This window comes from Marinicella sediminis (assembly GCF_002000055.1).
Lineage (GTDB): Bacteria > Pseudomonadota > Gammaproteobacteria > Xanthomonadales > Marinicellaceae > Marinicella > Marinicella sediminis.
In genome coordinates this window covers 61,281-80,751 of the sequence record NZ_MVBD01000007.1, presented here as the reverse complement: position 1 = coordinate 80,751, position 19,471 = coordinate 61,281, and the positions used below count along the sequence as shown (strand labels likewise).

Sequence of the window (19,471 nt, the reverse complement as noted above, 5' to 3'; positions counted from 1 at the left end):
GTGCCCTAAAACCGATTTCTCAAACATTCGGTTTATACCTCTTAATCCCACACCCTTTGGGCGTGGGATTTTTTTTATTTATTCATCCGCAATGTCTTGATCCTCATCTTGGGGTTTGGCTTGATGAGACTGTCGGCCATGTTATCAATTGGTGCGTCTGATCAGATCAGCCATAAAAATGGCATTGATGATCCACCTTTGGGTGCCGTGCCAAAAAGCGCGAAAATTTGGGTTAAAGCCAAATTTAATCAGTGAGCCTTCGCCGTTCCGTTCAGCGATAACCAATGGAGCGGATTGCAGTTTCTTATGCCAGTGATCAGAAACAAAACCGGCGGCACGTACCTGGTCGGTCACCTGCAAAGGAGTGTCATACAGGTTGTCGGTGGGCTGCAAGACCGCGCGACCTTTCATCAGTGCATACTGGGTAGGTAAATGTGTGCCGAAGGACAGCGGGTGACTCAGGTCTGCCCGGGCCTCAACAATGGCACCACCCAATACTTTTTCAGCAGCATCCTGGTCATAATCGGCATAGGCCTTCCAGCCAGGTTGGTCTTCCTGTTGATCCGTGACGGCTTCTTTTTTACCTTGTTCTGAAGCTTGTTCCTGTTTCTCTTTGATTGGTTTTTTCAGGTTCTTGTCTGCCCAGTTGGCTGCCCTTTGTATGGCGATTAAATGACCGCCCTGACGCATCCATTGAATCAGCTTTTCATTCATTTTTTCATTCACACGTTGTTGATAGTTGCCATCAGGCATGATGATGTGTGTGTATTGGTGGAGTTTGACAGAAGACAAATCAGACAGTCTGACTTTGGTGAGCGGCAGGTATACCCTGGTATCAAAAAGATGCCATAAAGAACCCGCCTGATAGGCATCAACGCCATCGCCAACCAGCATCATGACTTTAGGTTTTTTCAGTTTTTGTACCACCGGAGAGCCCAGGTCGACACCACTGTCAGCCAGGGCTGTAGTCAGTGGATACCATTTGACCTTAAACGCATCGCTGATGGTGCTCAGGGTGGCAAATAACTGATCTTCATTGGTTTCGGCATTCACCGGAAGCACAAAGCTGCCGGCTGGTAATTGATGGCCGTCTATGTTTAGGGGTTTGCCGCTGATCATCACTTCGGTTGATTGCTGGCTGAGGTATTGTAACGCCGCAGGAGCTTGCCCGCTGTGCCAGTCGAAAACATAAGCCACCGCATTTTTTTGATAGGTGTTCTGTGGTTTATCAACGATGGGTTGTTGGTTTGTTCTGAGGTTGTTTTTAACCTCGCTCCAGGGCAGCCCCCAGGCCATCCCCAGGTGCCAGGCTGAGACATCGTAGAAGGTGTTGTCATTGAAACTGGTGCCGGTACTGAACAGTGATTGAATCAATGTGGTTTGAGGCTGATTAAGGCTGATATAGATCGATTGGCCGGCCGGGTAGTCATGACCATTAATGGACTTGTCATCGGCCAATGTGGAAAACCTGATGCCGTGGCTGGTCAGGAATTGTTGCAGCATGACTCCCCGGCTGAGGTTATCAGAGACATCCAGCAAATAGCCATTGACCGACAATTTAGCAGCTTGTTCAATGGCATTTTTGAAAAAGTTCTTTTTGTATTCAATGAATCCCTGGCGGTTTTCGTGACCACCTTGCAAAGTCGATATGGCGGTCAGAAATTGGTTGCGGATGCCGGCAGCCAGGCTCCGTTGACCATTGCGGGTATCAATCACGCCACCCATGGCACGGGCTTGTTCAAAGAGGATGCCCACGCTGCCTTGCAGGTCTGGATAAGTGGAGCCTTTGCCGGGATAAAAGTCATCAAAGCTTTCTTTGCTGTAGTATGGCTGAGCCACCTGATCGAGTGCTTTGGCGTGGTAAGTGGCCAGTTCTTCGGTCAGTTTTACATTGGTGTCACTGATCAGTGGATTGGTGCGACTTGGTACGCCGGGCTGAAAGAAAAAACTGGCAGCTGATCCCATTTCATGATGATCGGTGAGGATGTGTGGTTGCCATTGCTGAAACTGTTTGATGCGGGCTTTGGATTCGGTTTGGGTCAACAGCAACCAGTCACGGTTGAGGTCAAACCAATAGTGGTTGGTGCGTCCCCCGGGCCAGATCTCATTGTGTGACATGTCATTGGGATCACTGACAGTGGTCAGTGACCGGTGGTTGTTCACATAAGTGGTGAACCGCGACAGGCCATCCGGATTAAAGCTTGGATCAATCAGCACCACTGTGTCCTTAAGGGCAGCTTTGATGGTTGGGTTGTTGGTGGCCAGCAGGTACCAGGCGTACAATACAGCCGCATTGGAGCCACTGGATTCATTGCCATGAACACTGAAACCATTCCAGATTTTCAGCACATTGGGGTTGGATTTGGTGGCTTCAAGCTGTTCTATATTGCTGGCATTACTGATGGCCAGCAAAACCAACCGGCGACCTTCATTGGTGCGGCCATAATCAATCAGCCTGGCTTCCGGTCTTGATGAGGCCAGGATGCTCAAATAAGAAATGATCTGGTCATGACGCAGGTGGCGTTCACCCAAAGGTTGTCCCAGCACAGTTTCCGGTGAAGGAATGCTGGCATCGTACATGCCGCCTTTGGGCAGGTAATAATCAAGGGGTTCCGCGAAAGCCGGGGCGCAGAATAACATAACGCCGAATAAGGTAGTGAGTCTTTTCATGATGTGGATGTGATGAGTTGTTGTTTCTTAGATTGTATGGCAGTGACCCGCAATTGTCTAATCGCATCGCCCAACTCGCGGCCTTGCAGGCCAGCTGCAAATAACGGTTGTTTATCTACATTGCGGGCAGCTTTGAATAAGTTGCGAAGGTAGTTGGCCTGAGGGTAGCGTTTGAATGCTTCGCCCCAGCGGCCGGTGGCATCAGCCTGACAGGCCTGAATAAACTTTTCTACCAGTTTGGGTTGACGGTAACCATCAAGTCTGGCAAATAATTTTTCGACGGTTTCTGGTTTGAGTTCCATCACAGTGTGGGCCAGCAAATGCCATCGGCACACCAGCACAGCAAGCTTTTTATAATGATTCGGCACTTTGAAGCGCCGGCAGACTGCCTTCACCAGTGGGACGCCTGCGGCTTCATGACCACGATGACTGGGTAACACCTCTTGCGGGGTGATGCCTTTGCCCAAATCATGGACCATCACTGCAAAAGCCACATCATTATCCAGGTTTTTGGCCTGATCAATGGCCAGCATGGCATGAATACCGGTGTCCACTTCAGGGTGCCACATTTTGGTTTGCGGAATACCGTACAGGCAATCAATCTCAGGGAGGATGATGCGAAGGGCACCGCAGGCGCGCAGGGTTTCAAAAAATGCCGAAGGGGTTTCCTGATTCAGACTGCTTTTGATTTCCTGCCAGACGCGTTCTGCAACCAGTGCTTCGATTTCACCGTCATTGACCAGTTGTCGCATCAGTTGCAGGGTGTCAGGGTGCACCGAAAATCCAAGGTGTGCGAGGCGACTCATGAACCGTGCCACCCGCAAAACCCTTACCGGGTCCTCGGCGAATGCTGGTGAAACGTGTCTGAGTTGTTTATTTTCAATGTCCTGCTGTCCACCGTAGGGATCAACCAGTTGCCCATCTGCGGTCATGGCCATCGCGTTGATGGTCAAATCACGACGTGCCAGGTCATCTTCCAGGGTAACCTCGGCAGAGGTGTTAAAGGCAAAGCCATGATAGCCTTTGGCGGTTTTGCGTTCGGTTCTTGCCAGGGCGTATTCATCTTTGCTTTCAGGGTGTAAAAACACCGGAAAATCCTTACCTACTGGCAGGAAACCAGCCTCTGCCATTTCCTCTGGAGTGGCCCCGACCACCACATAATCCCGGTCTTTGACGGGCAGGCCCAGTAATTGATCCCTGACGGCTCCGCCCACCAGATAAATGTCATGTTCATCCAGGCTCATGGAGCACACTGTATCGGCGCTTTTTGTTGGCTGATGACGGGGTTTGGCCAGGCCCGGCTGTTGCTTTGATTGATTGGTAAAGTGGGCATCCAGTAGCTCATGCGTTTGGGTTGGGCATGTATCAACCAGTCGTAGATCGTGACATTGGACAGGATTTTGGTGATGTACCCACGGGTTTCTCTGTAGGGAATGGTTTCCAACCAGATGTCTGGGGCATGGGGGAAATCCAGGCTCCAATCTTTCGACTTGCGCTCACCGGCATTATAGGCAGCAGCCACCAGCAATGGATGATTGAACTGTTTAAACAGGTTTTTTTGATACTGTACGCCCAGCTGAATATTAAGAGGTGGTTGATGCAGTTGGTTGTTTTGTTGAATCTGTATGCCCAGCTGTTGCCCCAATTGTTTGGCGGTTGATGGCAATAACTGCATCAATCCATGGGCATTGGCATGGGACACCGCATCTTTGGTCCAGGCACTTTCCTGTTTGATGATGGCCATCACCCACTGTGGCAATGGAGCGGTGCCATTGGCGTGTTGTTTTATCAGGGTTTCATGGGCAATCGGATAGCGCAGCTGATAATTGTCCCAGGCACCCAGGTCAGCCATGATGGCAATAGACTTGGCGTACCAGCCTTCCTGGGTGACCACGTGTGCCAAAGCCTGTTTGTCAGCTTTGCCCAGACCTCGGTAAGCAAGATTCCATTCACTTCTGGCCATGGACAACAGACCCACATGGTGCAGCTCGATGGCTCGAACGATACCGGGCGAAGGAGTGTAGTTCGGGTTGTTGACTGGAATCGACTGCTGACAAAGCTGATAAGGTAAACGCATGTGATCGGCAGCCAGAAAACCATAGTAATTGGTTTGTCTGCTGAGTTTGCTGAAGGTGTTTTTGGCGGTATTTACCTGTCCTGTTTTGGCCTGGGCGCGACCCAGCCAGTATTGCCAGCGGGCCTGGTCAAGCTGGCGCTTTGGCATGTGCAACAGGGCATCAAGAACGGCCGGCCAATCTTCATGATACAGATGATACCTGACCATCCAGGCTTTGATTTGATCATCCCTGAGGTCATCAGGCAATTGTTTCATGGCATCAATCGAAAAGGGCTCATAATCTGTGGCAGCAAACAGCGCCATGGTGCGTTCAACCTGGAGTACTTGAGTGGTGTTCAGTTGGTGGGCCGTTTTGATCTGATCCCAGAATTTATGCAAAGTAGCAGGTTGTTTTTTGGCCAGCCATTGACTTGACTTGTGAATCATCCAGGGTAATTCGGGGTTGGGTGCCCAGTTGACCGATTGTCGCAGAGCCTGTTCGGGTTGTTCAATCAGTTCAATGGCTTGTTTAACCCAAACCGGGGTTGATTTCAGCCGGGTTTTTAAATGATGAATCAGTGAAGCATTGTGGCTTTCAAATGCCAGTTTGATCCGCTTGATGACCATTTCTGTGGTCAGCTGACCTTGCTTGTGCCACCAGTTAAATACGTCATCACAGGCATCTGGTGCCGATAAGCCGTTGAGCCACATGTGTTGTATGAGTGGGCCCAGGCCACTGGTCTGGCCGGTTTCAATGCGGGCGCGCAAGTACCAGCACTGTTTCTTACCTGAATCCAGCCCATGGTGGTGTCTGAGGTAAGCAGTCCAGGCACTTTGCTGACCCATGGCATTGAGCAGGTGACTTTTCAGCTTGCGGTTCAACGGACTGTCGGGGTGTTGCTTTTTGAAATCAGCCACTCCTTGTTCTGGCAATTGATTCATTTGGCTGCGCAACAATGCGTAATCAAGATAATGAGACAACGCATAACCTTTCAAAGCACTGCGGTCCTGTTGTACCTGTTGGGTGTTGCCGGCCAAGGCCTGGCTGTACAGTTTGCCGAACAGCTGTCTTTGTTGCTGAACACTCGCAGTGGCCGCCAGACTCAGCATCATCAAACCCAAAACCACCAGTAGGGTCAATTGCCAGCGTATATGTGTGAAGTGGGTTTGTGTCATGGTCAGGTCAGTTCGTCTTCCAGTTGAGATAAATATTGTTGCATAAACTGATGACGTTTGCTGGCTTCCTGCAAAGCAGCTCTGGTGTGAAAGCTGTCCTTGAGTTTCAATAATTTGGTATAAAAGTGATCAATGATGGCCGCTTTGTCATCAGGTGTTCTATGATAACAAAACGGGTCTTCATGAAACGTTAAAGGATTTCCAAAACTGGCACCCACCAATAAAGTCCGGGCGATGCCAATGGCACCCAAGGCATCCATCCGGTCTGCATCCTGTACGATCTGAGCTTCCAGGGTTTGACAGGGAATGTTGGCAGAATAGCTGTGTGCTTCAATGGCATGGGCAATGGCTGGCAGTAAATCGGCTTGATATCCCCATTCTGATAACAGTTCGGTGGCTTTACCGGCAGCCAGTTGTGACGCCTGGGATCGCAACCGAGAAGCTTTGCTGACCTGTACGCAATCGTGTAGCCAGGCGGCTGGCAAAACCACCTGCATATTGGCCCCTTCCTGATTGGCAAACTGTACTGCGCTGTTTACCACCCGTTTGATGTGGTTGATGTCATGTCCTGGATCGACGGCTTCTATCTGGCTGACCGCTTTTTCAAATATGGCGTGCCATCGTTGTAAGTCATCGGGGAGTGCGATGTTCATCCCTGATCACCAAAAACACCGAACAGGCTTTTCAGCATGGCCCTCAGTTCCAAGCTGAACAGGGTGAACCGGCTGTCCAGCATTTGCCATTCTGATTCAATGGTGGTTTCGTCCAGCTGATCAAGTACGATGTCTGTGAATTTGATTTTCTTGATGCCCATGTCGTGGGCCAAAACCAACTCAATGCGCTGTTGATACTCCAGACCGAGTTGAGTGACCAGATAGCCATTGTCGATGTGTTGTTTCATCTGGTCATCAAGGTGTTCAATGTTACGGCCCCGAACCACCCCCTTATTGTCATCCAGGGTTTCCAGAACGATTTCACGGTCCAGTTGAAAGCCGGCGTCACATTGGGCCTGCAACACCCATTGTGTCAACACCTGAGCCATCGCAGAAGAAGGCCCAAATGCTGAGGCCTTGAATGAGCCCAGGGTTTGTCTGAGTTGTGAAACCAGGTCTTCAGCGGCATTCTGACTGGCACTGTCTACAACCAGTAGGTTGAGTTTCAAATCGAGATATGCATGCACAACTTTGGGTTTGACAAATGCCTGCGGCAACATTTCCAGCATCAATTGCTGCTTCATGTCAGTTTGTTGTTTGCGCCCCGGTTTTTGTCCGGTTTCGGTTTTGATGTTGTTCAGCTGTTGGTTTAACTGATGATTAACCACCGCAGCAGGTAACACTTTTTCTTCTACACCCAGGCTAAACAGCATGGCATCGCCACTTTTGAGTACAAATAATTCGCTGTCCTGTCCAAACGGTGATACCCAACCCTTGGAAACCGCTTCCATGGGAGCACAGCTTTTCAACCGGTCATTATGGAGCACCTCGGAAAACGCTTCAGCGTCCATGGTGAAAGGCTCATTGAGTTGAAACAAACGGGCATTTTTAAACCACATACTTCATCCTGAATTAAAACCGACTATTCTAATGAAAAACCCCGTTCATGGATATCTAATCTGCAGATTTGTGTCGTCACATTCAGAAAAGTCAAGGTGGCTGTGAGTTGACATCCAACTGCAGCACATGACTCAGCGAGGTTGCTTGATTTTGTTACTGACAGGGTGTACTTTTTGTGCTATTTTTACTTTACTGATGGTTTACTGTTGGATTCAGTAAATGTTCGAAAAATTGAGAATTGAGTCATGTTTGGATTTTTTAAAAAGAAAAAAAAGAAACCAGTCGAGCGGGTAGAGCGGCGTAAAAGGCAAAGGCGAAGCGTTGAAAATGATCGCAGGGGAGATGTGCGCTGGGAACCAGAAAAAGAAAACCGCAGATCCGGAAAGGATCGTCGCAAAGGCGCAGATGCCTGGGATGAACGCGATTAATACGGTCTGCCGGCAATTATCTCTGGTAAACGAAACTCACTGAAAATACTGCTATTTATGAACAATTGTGGTATTTTCATCTTGTGTTCCTGTGTTTTTAGAAGCAGTTCATGAACACATGTGTGAGATATTAATAAAGAGAAAAAGGGCCAAACCATGTTAGACGCACCCCAGAATACCAAGAAAAAAACTTATCGGTATGAACCCATTGAGCGGCGCAGAAATGACCGACGGGGAGATCAGTCAGATCGACGTACAGTCAGCAGGGACGATGTGAAATCTGACCGCAGACAAGAATCAGACCGGCGCAAGAAATGATCATTCAATGACCTGAACACGGGTACTGATGTTCAGTCCTGACAATCCGTTCAGGTATTCATCCAGGGTCAGCAGATTGACACAGGGGTGAACTCCACTGTTCAATGCCTGATGATGTATTTTTTCTGTCAATAAAATGGCTGGAACCGCTGGAATCTGCGGGCCGCAACCAGCAAAGGCTTCTAAAAACCATTGTAATTTAATTTCCTTGCCATCCGCATCCAGGGCTGAGATGTTGACATGCATGCCGCCGTCTTCAGTGCCCAAAACATCAAACCAGTGACTGATCTTCAGCAGAAAAGCCGCCCGGCGTTCGAGTTTCAGTGGCAGCCCTGTGCGGACCAAACCAGCGGTCAGCCACATTAACAAGTGCAATACTTTGCTACCCATTCCGGCGGAAAATTGTAATTCATCCAGGGAGAAATGATCGGCCAACAGGTCCAGGTCCGGGGCTTCGCAGTTTGCCATGAGCCGTCGTCCGATGTGGGGGTAGTTTTGCAGATATGTATCCATCCAGCCATGGCGTTGGCGCAAGCTGCCAGTCCAGGGCTCAAGGGGTTTACCAAGATAAGACAACACCGCTCGGGTGGTGGCCAGGCCCCTGGGCGTTTTCTGGCCAGGTGTGATGCCCATTTGAATGTGTTTGAAATGGCTGATCTGATGGTTCTTCTGTAACCAGGCCAAAACCGCAGAGGACAGCGCGGGCACAGTACTTGCTCCGGTGATGGCAGTGACCTGTTGTTGTTTGGCCAGGCCATCAAGGTTGTTCATTTGTTTGACGTATTGACGGCTGTCAGCCAGGTCAATGTAGTGACACCCGGCAGATAAAATCATTTCGGCAATGTCGGCATGTTGGGTTTGAAATGGTCCGCTGGTGTGGATCACCAGCCAGGGGTTGAGGCGTTTCAGCTGTGCTTCCAGATGCTGATGAATATCAAAACAAGCCGCGCTCAGCCGGACGCCAGGGTGTTCAATTCTGAGTCGTTGGATCAGTTTTTGAGCGGACGCCTGATGCCGGCCATTGACCAACACCTCGTAACCCTGTTTGGCCAGGGCTCTGGTGATGCGTTGACCAAAGGTGCCGTAGCCTCCCAGGATCAGGATCCGTTGGTGGTCAGTTCGGTCGTTCATGGAAAACACCGGTTTGATAAAAAGTTCGTTTCAGCCAACGGTGATCCATGCTTATGGTGAAACGAAAATCTCCATTGCCCAGGTCCTGATGAATGACATGAGTTGCTCCCGGGCTCAGCCAGTGTGGCAAGGGCAGGTACCAGCGATTGAATTTCCAGAAATAACGGCTGCTGCGAAAATGTAATTCACCGTCTTCAGCACTGACATCGAGAAACATGCCAAACCCTCCACCAACCATTTCCATCATGCGACCGGCATCGTCCTTTTTAATGGAAGTGACCTGAAAAGGTTTTTTGTCAGGGAAAAAATATGTCCGTTGCCAGTAAACGCCGGATTGACCAGGGCGGGTGGTGAGCCGCACTTCCATGGGGATGTGCTGACCACGGTGAGGACTCAGGGGGTTGCCGATCACCTTGGTCAGGACGGCAAATAACCAGCCTGCTCCTGAGCAATAGACTTCATCCATTACGCCATCATAAATAATGGGCTGTTGTTCAGTGGGTAAGCGATTAAAGCGTCGCTGGACATTGGGGTGTAATTGATGCCAGTTTTTGCCCAATTGCCATTTGATGGTGTTCTGGTGTTGCATCCGTAATGTTCCGTATAGGTGGGGCTCAGGCAGCGGTAATGGCAACTCATTGCAGGATTTGTCTGGTGTAACAAAACCCCCGTCATCGTGCTGTACCTGCGCAACTTTATATTATACTACAGTCCCTCCACACAGACCGTTTTATTGGCATGCTTGACGCCTGGATTAACCTTGTTATTTTTGCTTTTTTATTGCTGGGATCACCGGGACCTGCACCTATGGCGGTGGCAGCCACTGGAGCGGTGTTTGGTTTTTTTCAGGGCCTGAGGTTCGTCGCCGGCCTGATCGCTGGATTCGCCCTGGTGTTGTTGCTACAAGCCTGGGGCATCAGTTGGTTGTTCAGTGCTTATCCAATGAGTCAAGTTTGGATGAAGTGGGCGGGTGTGGTTTATATCACTTGGTTGGCCTGGAAAATCGCCATGGTCAGACCGGTTACAGAGCCGGGTGTGGCCGCTGCAGCCCCTGGATTTGTTGATGGTTTCGTTTTGAATGTCATCAATCCCAAAGCTTATGCCGCGCTGCTGGTGATTTATGTTGAATTTTTGTTGCCCTATTCCACCCCTGCCAAAGCATACATCATGACTGGTCTGGTGTGCTGGCTGTTGGTGGTACTGATTGATTTGTTGTGGTTGGTCTTTGGTCAGTTCCTGCGGCCACTGATGTTGAAACCGCTGCCGGCCAGCCTGATCAGAGCGGGGTTTGCTCTGGCCATGCTGATCACAGTCTGGTGGGTGGTGCTGATGAACGGTTGATTGGCTCGATCAAAATTATTTCATTTTTTAATAACCAAACCAGACCGGACTGCGTTTAAGCTGACATGATGAATGAAATCGATGAGCGAACCGTACAACAAGCCAAAGGGGGTGACAAACAAGCCTTTCGCCTGATTGTGCTGCATTATGCACAGGCGGTGAACCGCCTGGCTTATCGATACACGACCGACAGTTCACAGGCTGAAGACATTGCTCAGGAAACATTCATCAAGGCCTTCCAGGCCATTAACCGTTACCAGCCAAAGGCAAAATTTTCAACGTGGTTGATGCGCATCACCACCAACAGTGCGATTGATCATTTACGCAAGGCCAATCGCCACCTGGCCACTTCTCTGGATGATGCTGAGCAACGACATGACATCACCGATCACCGCATTGCCAGCGATGACCAACTTGACCTGCAACAACGTTTACAGCAGGCGATGTCTGCATTGAGTGATGTAGAACGCATCGCAGTGACCATGAAACACCACCAGGGCTACTCCATTGAGGAAACAGCCCAGGTGTTAAACATCAAAAAAAATGCCTGTAAACAAACCCTTTTTCGCGCTGTTAAAAAACTGCGTAAACAACTGAACACTGAGGTGATTGCATGAATCCCATCGAAGATGAAAAACTGTTGATGATTTATTTCGATGAAGCTGATAAAGCGGACATTGATGCCTGTCTGAAATCACCGGACAGTTGCCGGCAGTTGGATCAACTGGAGGCAGACATGACGGTCATTGAACAAGCCCAGGATCAGCAACATCAGCTGCCTGAAGATTATGGTCAGCAATTATGGAATCAGATCGCCGATCGGTTACCTGAAACCCCGGGCAATGCCAAATCCCCCGCTCATTTCTGGCAGAGACTGATGAATGGTTTGGTACAGCCTCAGTATTCTCTGGCTGGTATGGCCATGGTAGTGGGTCTGGTGCTGGTGGCATATATTGCCGGCAGACAACAATCAGATCTGTCTTCAGGAGATGCTTTGCAACAGCAGTTACTGGCGCAAAATATCCAATTACACCTGACCCAGAGTGAAATCTTCCTCACCCAGGTCAGCAACGGTAATGGGTTGGCCAATGCCAGCTCTACCGCTCAACGTTTGTTGACTTCGAACCGAATCTTCAAACAAGCACTGGCCGGCAACGACGGCCAGTTTACCCAACAATTGTTACAGGAATTAGAACCTGTGTTATTGGAGTACGCCAACGGTGCACCGGCGCAAACTCAGCAACCCGAGGCCAATTGGGTCAGTGATCAGAACGACAGGCAACTGATGTTCAGGATCAAGGCGATGAAACAGCAATTGGCAAACCACGATGAAATTATTTAGGAGCACAACCATGAAAACCAAACTACCCATGTTGATCGTCATGCTGAGCTTGTTTGGCCTGAGTCAGGCCGAATTGTTCACAGATGACCCCAAAGAAGCCTATGACCATGGGCACACCACCATGCAAAGCAAAGAATGGGCGGCTGCGATAGAAGCATTCAAGGTGGCGGCCAAAGCAGAACGCTTAACAGCTGCATCGATGTATTGGCAGGCCTACAGTCATTATCAACTCAGACAGCGGGTGCAGGCCAAACGTTTGTTAGAAAAACTGATCCGTCAACATCAGGACAGTCAATGGGCTGATGATGCCAGGGTGCTGTTGTTTGAACACGGTGATGGAGATGAAGTCATCACCCATCAGGAAGCAATGGACGAAGAACTTAAATTGTTCACCTTGCAGCAAATCATGTTCAATGACCCGCAAAAAGCCTTGCCAAAGGTGTATGAGATGTTGGAAAAAAGTCAGTCGGAACGGGTGAAGATGAACGCCATCCAACTATTGGGTCTGAGTGATCAGGAAGTGGTGGCTGATTATCTGTATCGGTTCATTGAAGCTGAAAAAGATCCTGGTTTGCAACACCAGGCTATTCAGATGCTGAGTTTGCGAGACAGCAAAAACAGCCGTGACAAACTGCTCAGGCTTTATGAGAAGAGTTCGGATATTGAGCTCAAATCAGCGATCATCCAGGGCTTTATTCATCATGATGACAGCACTCAGCTGATCCAGCTGCTGAACAAAGAGCAACACCCCGATTTGAAAATGTATCTGATACAAATGCTGGGTATCAAAGGTGAGGCCGCGGCCCTTAAAAACATCTATCCACAGGCCAAAGGAGATCAAAAGCGAGCGATCCTTGAAGCTTTGGGTTTGTCCGGAGATGCCTCCTATTTATATGCAGTGATTGATGCGGAAACCAATCCTGAAATTCGCCAACAGGCCATCCATGCTTTGATCATGGTTGATGATGAAGGGTTGGGCACATACCTAACGGACTTGTATCAGAAAGCCGTTGACAATGAAGAAAAAGATGTCATTGCCCAGGTGTTACTGGCCACCGATGCGGATCCGCAAACCATTGTCAGTCTGATAGAACAGGAGTCCGCTGCCGAGCGCAGACAAGCCCTGGTCAGCACCTTGATGGTGATGGATGCCGTGGATGCCCTGCGCACTGTTTATGCCAAAGAAACCGACCAACAAACCAAAGCTGCGATCATCAGGCAATTTGGCATCATGGATGCCACAGATGCGCTGATGGACTTGTATCAGGATGACCCGCAGGTTGCTGAGGAAGCGGCATTTTATGAAGCTTTAGGCTTGTCCTCTGAGGCCTTGAACATTGACTTTTTGCTGGATCGTTTCAAAGCAGGTGATCACACTGTGAAGCAAGCGGTACTCAATGCGCTGATGATGCAGGACAATGTCGATGCCATGGTCAAACTTTTGAAAGCAGAGACCGACCATGAGGTCAAAAAACAAATCATCCAGATGATCTCTGTCACCGATGCCGATGCGCTACTGGACGCCATCGAAAACCCTTAATACCTAACAGTTAACCCTATCTTTTAACGGGTGCAGGCCCTGAACCTGCACCCTTCAGGAGCACACCATGAAAACATTGCTAGCCACTTTGGGTCTGTTGACCCTGTCTGCGAGCCAGGGCGCATCGCAGCCATTTTTTAACAACCTCAACATTCAGTCCAGCGAATTGTCGTTGGTTGAGTATGTTGACCAAAACAAGCGTTCAGATCAATGGTTTGCCTACAGCATTCCAGCCGCAGAAGAAACCCGATCCATGTGCTGTTATCAGCATGGGGAAGAATCAGTTTGTGACCTCAAGAAGAGTCAATATGGCTATGGTTCATCCAGTGACAGCCCGTTGACAGACCAGGTGCATTTTTTTGTGCATCTGAACAACGGTCAGGTTGATCAGGTGATGCCTGTTGGTGATCATTGTGCGGTGAAAGCCGACGGTATGGAAATTGCCTGGCTAGAGCATGTCACCACAACACAAAGCCTGCAATGGCTGACCACTCAAGTCAAATCTGCAGCTCAGGAACAGGCATCAGGTGGATTGTACGCCATCAGTTTGCATCCGGGTCAGGCCGCCACCAGTGCCTTGTTTGCGCTCGCAACTGAGCAACAGGATGATTATTCCGAACAGGCGGTGTTCTGGTTGGGTCAACGGCAGGATGGCTTTGCGTCTTTACAAAAGTTACTGCAGGAGCTACCGGTGGGTGAAGTCAGAAGGCACATCAATTTTGCCCTGAGTCAGCAGCACAGCACAACAGCGGTGGATTTATTGAAAGAGGTCGCCCAACATGACCAGGACCAGCAACAGCAGGCTGATGCCATTTTCTGGCTCTCACAAACCGATGATGTGGTTGATTTACCGGCATTTCTGATCGACTTGATGAGCCACACAGAACACCTGGAAATCAAAGAAAAAGCGGTCTTCAGTTTATCTCAGATCAACACCGAAGCTGCCAAAGAAGCACTGGCCGGACTGGTCAAAGACCACCTGGATGAAGAAGTGCGTGAGCAGGCTTTGTTCTGGCTGGCACAAAACAGTCCTGATCGGGCCAGGCCGGTGGCGATGAATGTGTTGAGAACCAGTGTTGATGCCAGTCAGCAGGAACATGCTGTGTTTGTGTTGTCTCAACTACCGGGAAAACAATCTTCTGAAGCCTTATTTACTGTGGTCGAAGGTGCATACCCGAGGTCAGTGAAAAAGCAGGCGTTGTTTTGGCTCAGCCAATCAGGTGATGATGCAGTGATCAGTCGTCTGGAACAATTGTTTTGAGCAACCATGACCTTTGCCCATCAAAAAACCCTGGTCGACCGACCAGGGTTTTTTTGTCGGTTGGTGACTTGATTACAGTTGTACTTTTCTGCGCACCAGTACAGTCACAGCAATCATCAGACCACCCAACAAGGCCAGGCTCATCATTCCAAGCGTTGGAACCCGGGGAGGAGGGAAACCACCCTGGAAGTTATCAAACTGAATGAAAGCAGGACCAGTGAAGTCTTCAGGGATATCCATTACCAGGGCAATTCTCACAGCTTGGCCAGCGAAAGAAGACACGCCAACAGAAGCGGACTGTGGTCCTGAATCAGTGACCAGGTCACCCGCTGTGGCGGTCAGAATCAGGTCGGATTGTAAGGCAGCTCCTCCACCTGATGGCTGTACCTCCAGTGACATGGTGCGGTCAACTGCTGCCCCAAAGCCTTGCAGGTCCCAGGCGCCCCTGTAGTCAAATGTGATGGTACTGATGTCACTGGGGAGCACCACGTCTTGAGCAAATTCGACCACCCCAGGTCCATCGCCATCAAACCCGGCGATCAATGAAAAAGCGCCATCAGTGGCCTGGGTCAGAAAAAAGCCGAAGCCGATGTCGGTTCCATCCGGTACCACAGAAATGGGAATGAAGGGTGAATTGATGTCGTTGATGACCCAACCTGTGGTGTCACCGGTTTCAAAACTGCAGTTGGTGAACAGATTACAACCACCGCCACCACCGGTTGTTGCATTGCCGGAATCTGGTTGGAAATCTGACTGATAAGGCTGGGCATTCAGGCCAGTGGCTGCGAGCAGCAAAAACAGAGATTTTTTAAACATGAGCATCAATAGTTAAATGAAGTTATTACATTCTAAGCTCAAAGACATGAAAAATATAAGGTTTTTTTAACAATTCTGTGATGAATTGAGGTCATTTGACCCAATTGGCACGGGGAAGGTTCGGTTTTTTGCTGGAGTCAGGACACAAAACCACCGCGGATTGTGTCCTGATGATGTCTGTTTGATTCAGTGAGCGTGGTTGTGTTCCAGTTCTTCTTGGGTGGCTTCACGCACTTCTTCAACACTGACTTTGAAGTGCAAGCGTTGACCGGCCAGTTCATGATTACCGTCGACGGTGACCACATCATCAACCACTTCAGTGATTTTGACCGGTACCGGACCGTGTTCGGTTTCGGCATGAAAGGTCATACCAACTGCCACGTTATCAACGCCCTGGAAAGCCGACATGGGAACCTTTTGGACCATTTGCTCGTGGCGTATACCGTAAGCTTCTTCAGGTTCAACAGTCACTTCAAAAGCGTCCCCAACCTCTTTACCTTCCATGGCTTTTTCCAATCCGGTTATGATGTTGTTGGCTCCTTGCAGAAATTTCAGCGCATCACGGCCTTCTGAAGAGTCCAAAACGTCGCCCTGGTCATTGGTTAACGTGTAGTGCATCGCAACCACACAGTCTTTTTTGATTTGCATTATGTGTCCTGTTTATTGAGTAAACCGCCCATTTTAACATACCAGCAGCACAGATTCCTGCCATCAGTGGTTGTTCTTTTCAGGCTTGCATGGCGGTCTCGTTGAATACTTGTTCAAGGCGTTGCAACAACTCATCGGCATGATGAATCTGCATGGTCATTGGTGGCTTGATTTTGATCACGTTGTGATCCGGGCCATCGGTACTGATGAGGATGCCCAATTCCCGCATCCGGTTGGCCAGATAAGCGGCTTGTTTTTCAGCCGGTTGCAACTGTTCATCACACAACTCGAAACCCAAAAACAAGCCCTGACCCCGAACGTCTTTGATCAATGGAAAGCGTTCGCTGAACGCCATTAATTGCTGTTTCAGGTGGTCACCGACCTCTAGGGCCCGTTGTTGTAGGCTTTGTTGCTTGATGACCCGGAGTACGGCCAGGCCAATGGTTGCCGACACCGGATTGCCGCCAAAGGTATTGAAATACTCCATGCCATTGGCAAACTGGTCAGCCACCTTTCGGGTACAAACCACCACCGCCAGTGGGTGGCCGTTGCCAATGGGTTTGCCGATGGTCAGTATGTCAGGTACCACCCCATGAGCTTCAAAGGCCCAGAAATGAGAGCCAATGCGCCCACAACCGACCTGGACTTCATCGGCAATGCAGACCCCGCCAGCAGCCCTTACGGATTGATAAACCTGTTGCAGAAAGCCATCGGGCAGTTCAATTTGCCCGCCGCATGAGACAATGCTTTCGGCGATGAATGCCGCTGGCCGCCGGCCCTGCGTTTCCAGTTGTTGGATCACCTGCGCTACATGACCGGCATACGCTGCACCGGCATCCGGCGTGCGGTACAGACCGCGGAAGGTGTCGGGCAGGGGGACGATGTGGGTGTGTTGCGGCGCACCGTGGCCACCGTGACCATCAAATTTATATGAGCTGATGTCAATACAGGCATTGCTGTTTCCGTGATAACCTGACTCCAAGGCAATGACATCTTGTTCTCCAGAGCAGGCTTTGGCCATGCGTAAAGCCAATTCGTTGGCTTCTGATCCGGAATTCACCAGATGGACCACTGATAACTCAGCGGGCAAAGTTTCCAACAAGGCTTCGGTGAACCGTACGACTGCCGGATGGAGGTAGCGGGAGTTGGTGTTCAACACCGCCATTTGTTCTTGGCCAGCAGTTACCACAGTCGGGTGTTCATGACCGACATGTGCTACGTTATTGCAGGTGTCCAGGTATTTTTGACCCCATTGATCAAGTAAATACACGTCATCACCGCGGAGCATTTGAAGCGGTTCTGAATACGATAAACTGAGTGATTTACCCAGGTGTTTTTGACGGTAATCAATCAGCGCCTGATTGTGCTGTGCCTGATGTGACCAGTTGCTGCTTTCCTTGAACAACCATTCCGGGTTGGGGCACAGGCTTTGCATGGTGGTTTGATGATTTGGTGTGCAGGCACCGGGAAAATCGTGTTCATGGCCCAGCAAATCGTGCATCAGTTGAAAGTGCAAATGAGGGCTCCAGCCACCGTTTTCATGGTCTTCACCGGTCCAGGCCAATAGTTGACCTGCTTTGACCTCATCGCCGGTGATGTGGAGTTGCAAAGTTTGGCGGCTGAGGTGGCCATAAAGGCTGTAAAACACCACTTCCTGATCAGCTGCCAGGAAGCGGTGCTCGAGGATCAGGGTGGGGCCATAATCACGGCGGTGATCGTTGTCATGCAGACCCACCACGACTCCTGATAACGGGGCATGAATCGCCGTACCGGCATCCAGCCAGACATCCAGTCCCAGATGTATGGTGCGGTACTCACGACCTGTATTTCCTTCAGTGCTGAAGGCCTCAGAGGCATAAAAAGACCTGGGTTCGAGGTAACCACCAAGCAAAAAATGCCCGGGATATCGGTTTTGTAGCTGATGCATTTGAAACAGCTGTAAGGCATGGTTTTCATAATCAGCGGCATTGCCCAACAGGGTGCTGCCCACACTCAGGTCGACCACATGGATGTGCTTTTTATGACTGTGTTCGGGGAACACCTCAGTCAGACTGACCGCTTGCTTTTGAAGGTGCTCTTTCAACAGAGCCTGTTGTGGGTGGGCAAGCAGACCACAGGCTTCTCGAAAGCGGAAGTGGGCAAATTCTGGGTGTATGGATTGCCAGCGCTCAAGCAAGTCCCAAGCCGGTTGTTCACTGATTGATTTATAGGCGTTTTCAGGCGCTTGCTGGCGGGCAATGGCTGCCTGAGTCACACTGACTGCCAGGCGCATACCAATCAGTTGGTACAAATGAGGCAGTTCTTCGGGCAGCAAGGGCATCACCTGGTGATAACCCCGGAGCAGTTGAACAGTTGCTTCCAGTGGATCGGGTTGATCCATCAATACATATGCCGCAGCGATCGCAACTTCATTGATCAGTTGGCTGTGAACCGCATCCCCAAAATCAATGAACCCAGTGACTCTGGCCAGTGAATCACTGGCCATGCTTACCAGCACATTGTTGTCATTCAGGTCATTGTGAATCACTTGCTGTCGCAGTTTCTGATAGGTTGACAAATGGCATTCAAACAAATCAATGAAGTGGTTGAGCAGGGCTTTTTGTTGTTCGCAGTGGAGTGACAGGTGGTCTTTGATCCATAAACACTGTGCCAGATCCCAGGAGAATTCACGACAGGCTTTGGGGTGATCAAAAGCTTCAAGGGTTTTGTCGAGGCGAGCCATTTGTGCGCCCAGGTGGTGAATCAGTGATGGGTTGTGAGGGCGGAATTGTGACCACAAATGGCCATCCACCCAACTTAACACGCGCATCAATGGGGTTTGGGGTTCTGCGCTGAGCGGGGTGATCCATAGCTGTTGTTGGTCCAGTACTGGTTGCGGCAGTTGCAAATGATCCACTGGGTGCTGGCAAAGGTGATTCAGCAAAGCCGATTCAAAAGTCAACGCTTCGGAGCTGACAGAGCAACTGATTTTGACGGTATACTGACTTCCTGACTCGGTGGTCAAACAAAAGTTGTGATCGACATCCCCAACCAGGGGGGTCAGCTCTCCGGTCAGTTGGTGGTGTTGATCCAGCCAGCTCAGGACCTGCTCTGTGTGGATGGAACTTGGCATGTTCATGTTGTAATCCAGGTTCATATTGTCCACTTTGCCCGGGGCAGTGAACTAATGGGTCATAGAATCATCCTGTTGG

Annotated in this window: 17 protein-coding genes; 7 read left to right on the top strand and 10 right to left on the bottom strand. The window is 49.9% G+C overall.

The features are described from left to right. Positions 1–144: 144 nt before the first annotated feature. Genes B0475_RS10965 through B0475_RS10945 form a run of 5 tightly spaced genes read right to left on the bottom strand, consistent with a single transcriptional unit; the run spans position 145 to position 7,454 of the window. Positions 145–2,670, bottom strand: coding sequence for a M14 family zinc carboxypeptidase (locus B0475_RS10965; RefSeq protein WP_077411902.1), 2,526 nt, complete (start codon positions 2,668–2,670; stop codon positions 145–147). After that, complete coding sequence (locus tag B0475_RS10960) at positions 2,667–3,914, bottom strand: multifunctional CCA addition/repair protein (protein WP_077411901.1); 1,248 nt, start codon at positions 3,912–3,914, stop codon at positions 2,667–2,669. The genes B0475_RS10965 and B0475_RS10960 overlap by 4 nt, the downstream gene beginning before the upstream one ends. Continuing rightward, the gene (locus tag B0475_RS10955) at positions 3,911–5,902 is read right to left on the bottom strand and encodes a transglycosylase SLT domain-containing protein (RefSeq protein WP_077411900.1); all 1,992 of its coding nucleotides are present in this window, start codon (positions 5,900–5,902) and stop codon (positions 3,911–3,913) included. The genes B0475_RS10960 and B0475_RS10955 overlap by 4 nt, the downstream gene beginning before the upstream one ends. 2 nt (positions 5,903–5,904) lie before the next feature. Continuing rightward, positions 5,905–6,555: an HD domain-containing protein gene (locus B0475_RS10950; RefSeq protein WP_077411899.1), complete on the bottom strand. Its 651-nt coding sequence runs from the start codon at positions 6,553–6,555 to the stop codon at positions 5,905–5,907. After that, complete coding sequence (locus tag B0475_RS10945) at positions 6,552–7,454, bottom strand: recombination-associated protein RdgC (protein WP_077411898.1); 903 nt, start codon at positions 7,452–7,454, stop codon at positions 6,552–6,554. Before B0475_RS10945 ends, B0475_RS10950 begins: the two co-directional genes overlap by 4 nt. A gap of 246 nt (positions 7,455–7,700) precedes the next feature. Here B0475_RS10945 and B0475_RS10940 point away from each other — a divergent pair, with 246 nt between their 5' ends. Together B0475_RS10940 and B0475_RS17670 are read left to right on the top strand one after the other, a co-directional pair. Beyond that, positions 7,701–7,883: a hypothetical protein gene (locus B0475_RS10940; protein WP_077411897.1), complete on the top strand. Its 183-nt coding sequence runs from the start codon at positions 7,701–7,703 to the stop codon at positions 7,881–7,883. A 156-nt stretch (positions 7,884–8,039) separates the two neighbouring features. Beyond that, complete coding sequence (locus B0475_RS17670) at positions 8,040–8,201, top strand: hypothetical protein (protein WP_157892877.1); 162 nt, start codon at positions 8,040–8,042, stop codon at positions 8,199–8,201. On the opposite strand, the gene B0475_RS10935 is transcribed toward B0475_RS17670, so the two are convergent. Together B0475_RS10935 and B0475_RS10930 are read right to left on the bottom strand one after the other, a co-directional pair. Beyond that, the gene (locus B0475_RS10935) at positions 8,202–9,332 is read right to left on the bottom strand and encodes a saccharopine dehydrogenase NADP-binding domain-containing protein (RefSeq protein ID WP_077411896.1); all 1,131 of its coding nucleotides are present in this window, start codon (positions 9,330–9,332) and stop codon (positions 8,202–8,204) included. It abuts the gene before it with no gap. After that, on the bottom strand, positions 9,316–9,921 hold the full coding sequence (locus B0475_RS10930; protein WP_077411895.1) for a DUF4166 domain-containing protein: 606 nt from the start codon (positions 9,919–9,921) through the stop codon (positions 9,316–9,318). Before B0475_RS10930 ends, B0475_RS10935 begins: the two co-directional genes overlap by 17 nt. 149 nt (positions 9,922–10,070) lie before the next feature. On the opposite strand from B0475_RS10930, the gene B0475_RS10925 reads away from it, so the two are divergent. The 5 genes from B0475_RS10925 (at position 10,071) to B0475_RS10905 (ending at position 14,816) form a co-directional block, all read left to right on the top strand. Beyond that, positions 10,071–10,673, top strand: a complete 603-nt coding sequence (locus B0475_RS10925; RefSeq protein ID WP_077411894.1) for a LysE family translocator — start codon at positions 10,071–10,073, stop codon at positions 10,671–10,673. Between the two features lie 65 nt (positions 10,674–10,738). Continuing rightward, on the top strand, positions 10,739–11,290 hold the full coding sequence (locus B0475_RS10920) for an RNA polymerase sigma factor (protein ID WP_077411893.1): 552 nt from the start codon (positions 10,739–10,741) through the stop codon (positions 11,288–11,290). Then, positions 11,287–12,015, top strand: coding sequence for a hypothetical protein (locus tag B0475_RS10915; RefSeq protein ID WP_077411892.1), 729 nt, complete (start codon positions 11,287–11,289; stop codon positions 12,013–12,015). The genes B0475_RS10920 and B0475_RS10915 overlap by 4 nt, the downstream gene beginning before the upstream one ends. 10 nt (positions 12,016–12,025) lie before the next feature. Then, complete coding sequence (locus B0475_RS10910) at positions 12,026–13,555, top strand: HEAT repeat domain-containing protein (RefSeq protein WP_077411891.1); 1,530 nt, start codon at positions 12,026–12,028, stop codon at positions 13,553–13,555. A gap of 67 nt (positions 13,556–13,622) precedes the next feature. Continuing rightward, a complete protein-coding gene (locus tag B0475_RS10905; protein ID WP_077411890.1) occupies positions 13,623–14,816 on the top strand; it encodes a HEAT repeat domain-containing protein in 1,194 nt (397 codons plus the stop codon). 72 nt (positions 14,817–14,888) lie between these two features. Here B0475_RS10905 and B0475_RS10900 read toward each other — a convergent pair whose 3' ends face one another. The 3 genes from B0475_RS10900 to B0475_RS10890 form a co-directional block, all read right to left on the bottom strand. Continuing rightward, positions 14,889–15,632 (bottom strand): hypothetical protein, encoded by a 744-nt coding sequence (locus B0475_RS10900; protein WP_157892876.1) that lies wholly within the window; start codon positions 15,630–15,632, stop codon positions 14,889–14,891. Between the two features lie 186 nt (positions 15,633–15,818). Next, on the bottom strand, positions 15,819–16,280 hold the full coding sequence (locus tag B0475_RS10895; protein WP_077411888.1) for an FKBP-type peptidyl-prolyl cis-trans isomerase: 462 nt from the start codon (positions 16,278–16,280) through the stop codon (positions 15,819–15,821). Positions 16,281–16,359: 79 nt separating this feature from the next. Further along, a complete protein-coding gene (locus B0475_RS10890; protein ID WP_109862386.1) occupies positions 16,360–19,398 on the bottom strand; it encodes an aminotransferase class III-fold pyridoxal phosphate-dependent enzyme in 3,039 nt (1,012 codons plus the stop codon). Positions 19,399–19,471 lie beyond the last annotated feature (73 nt).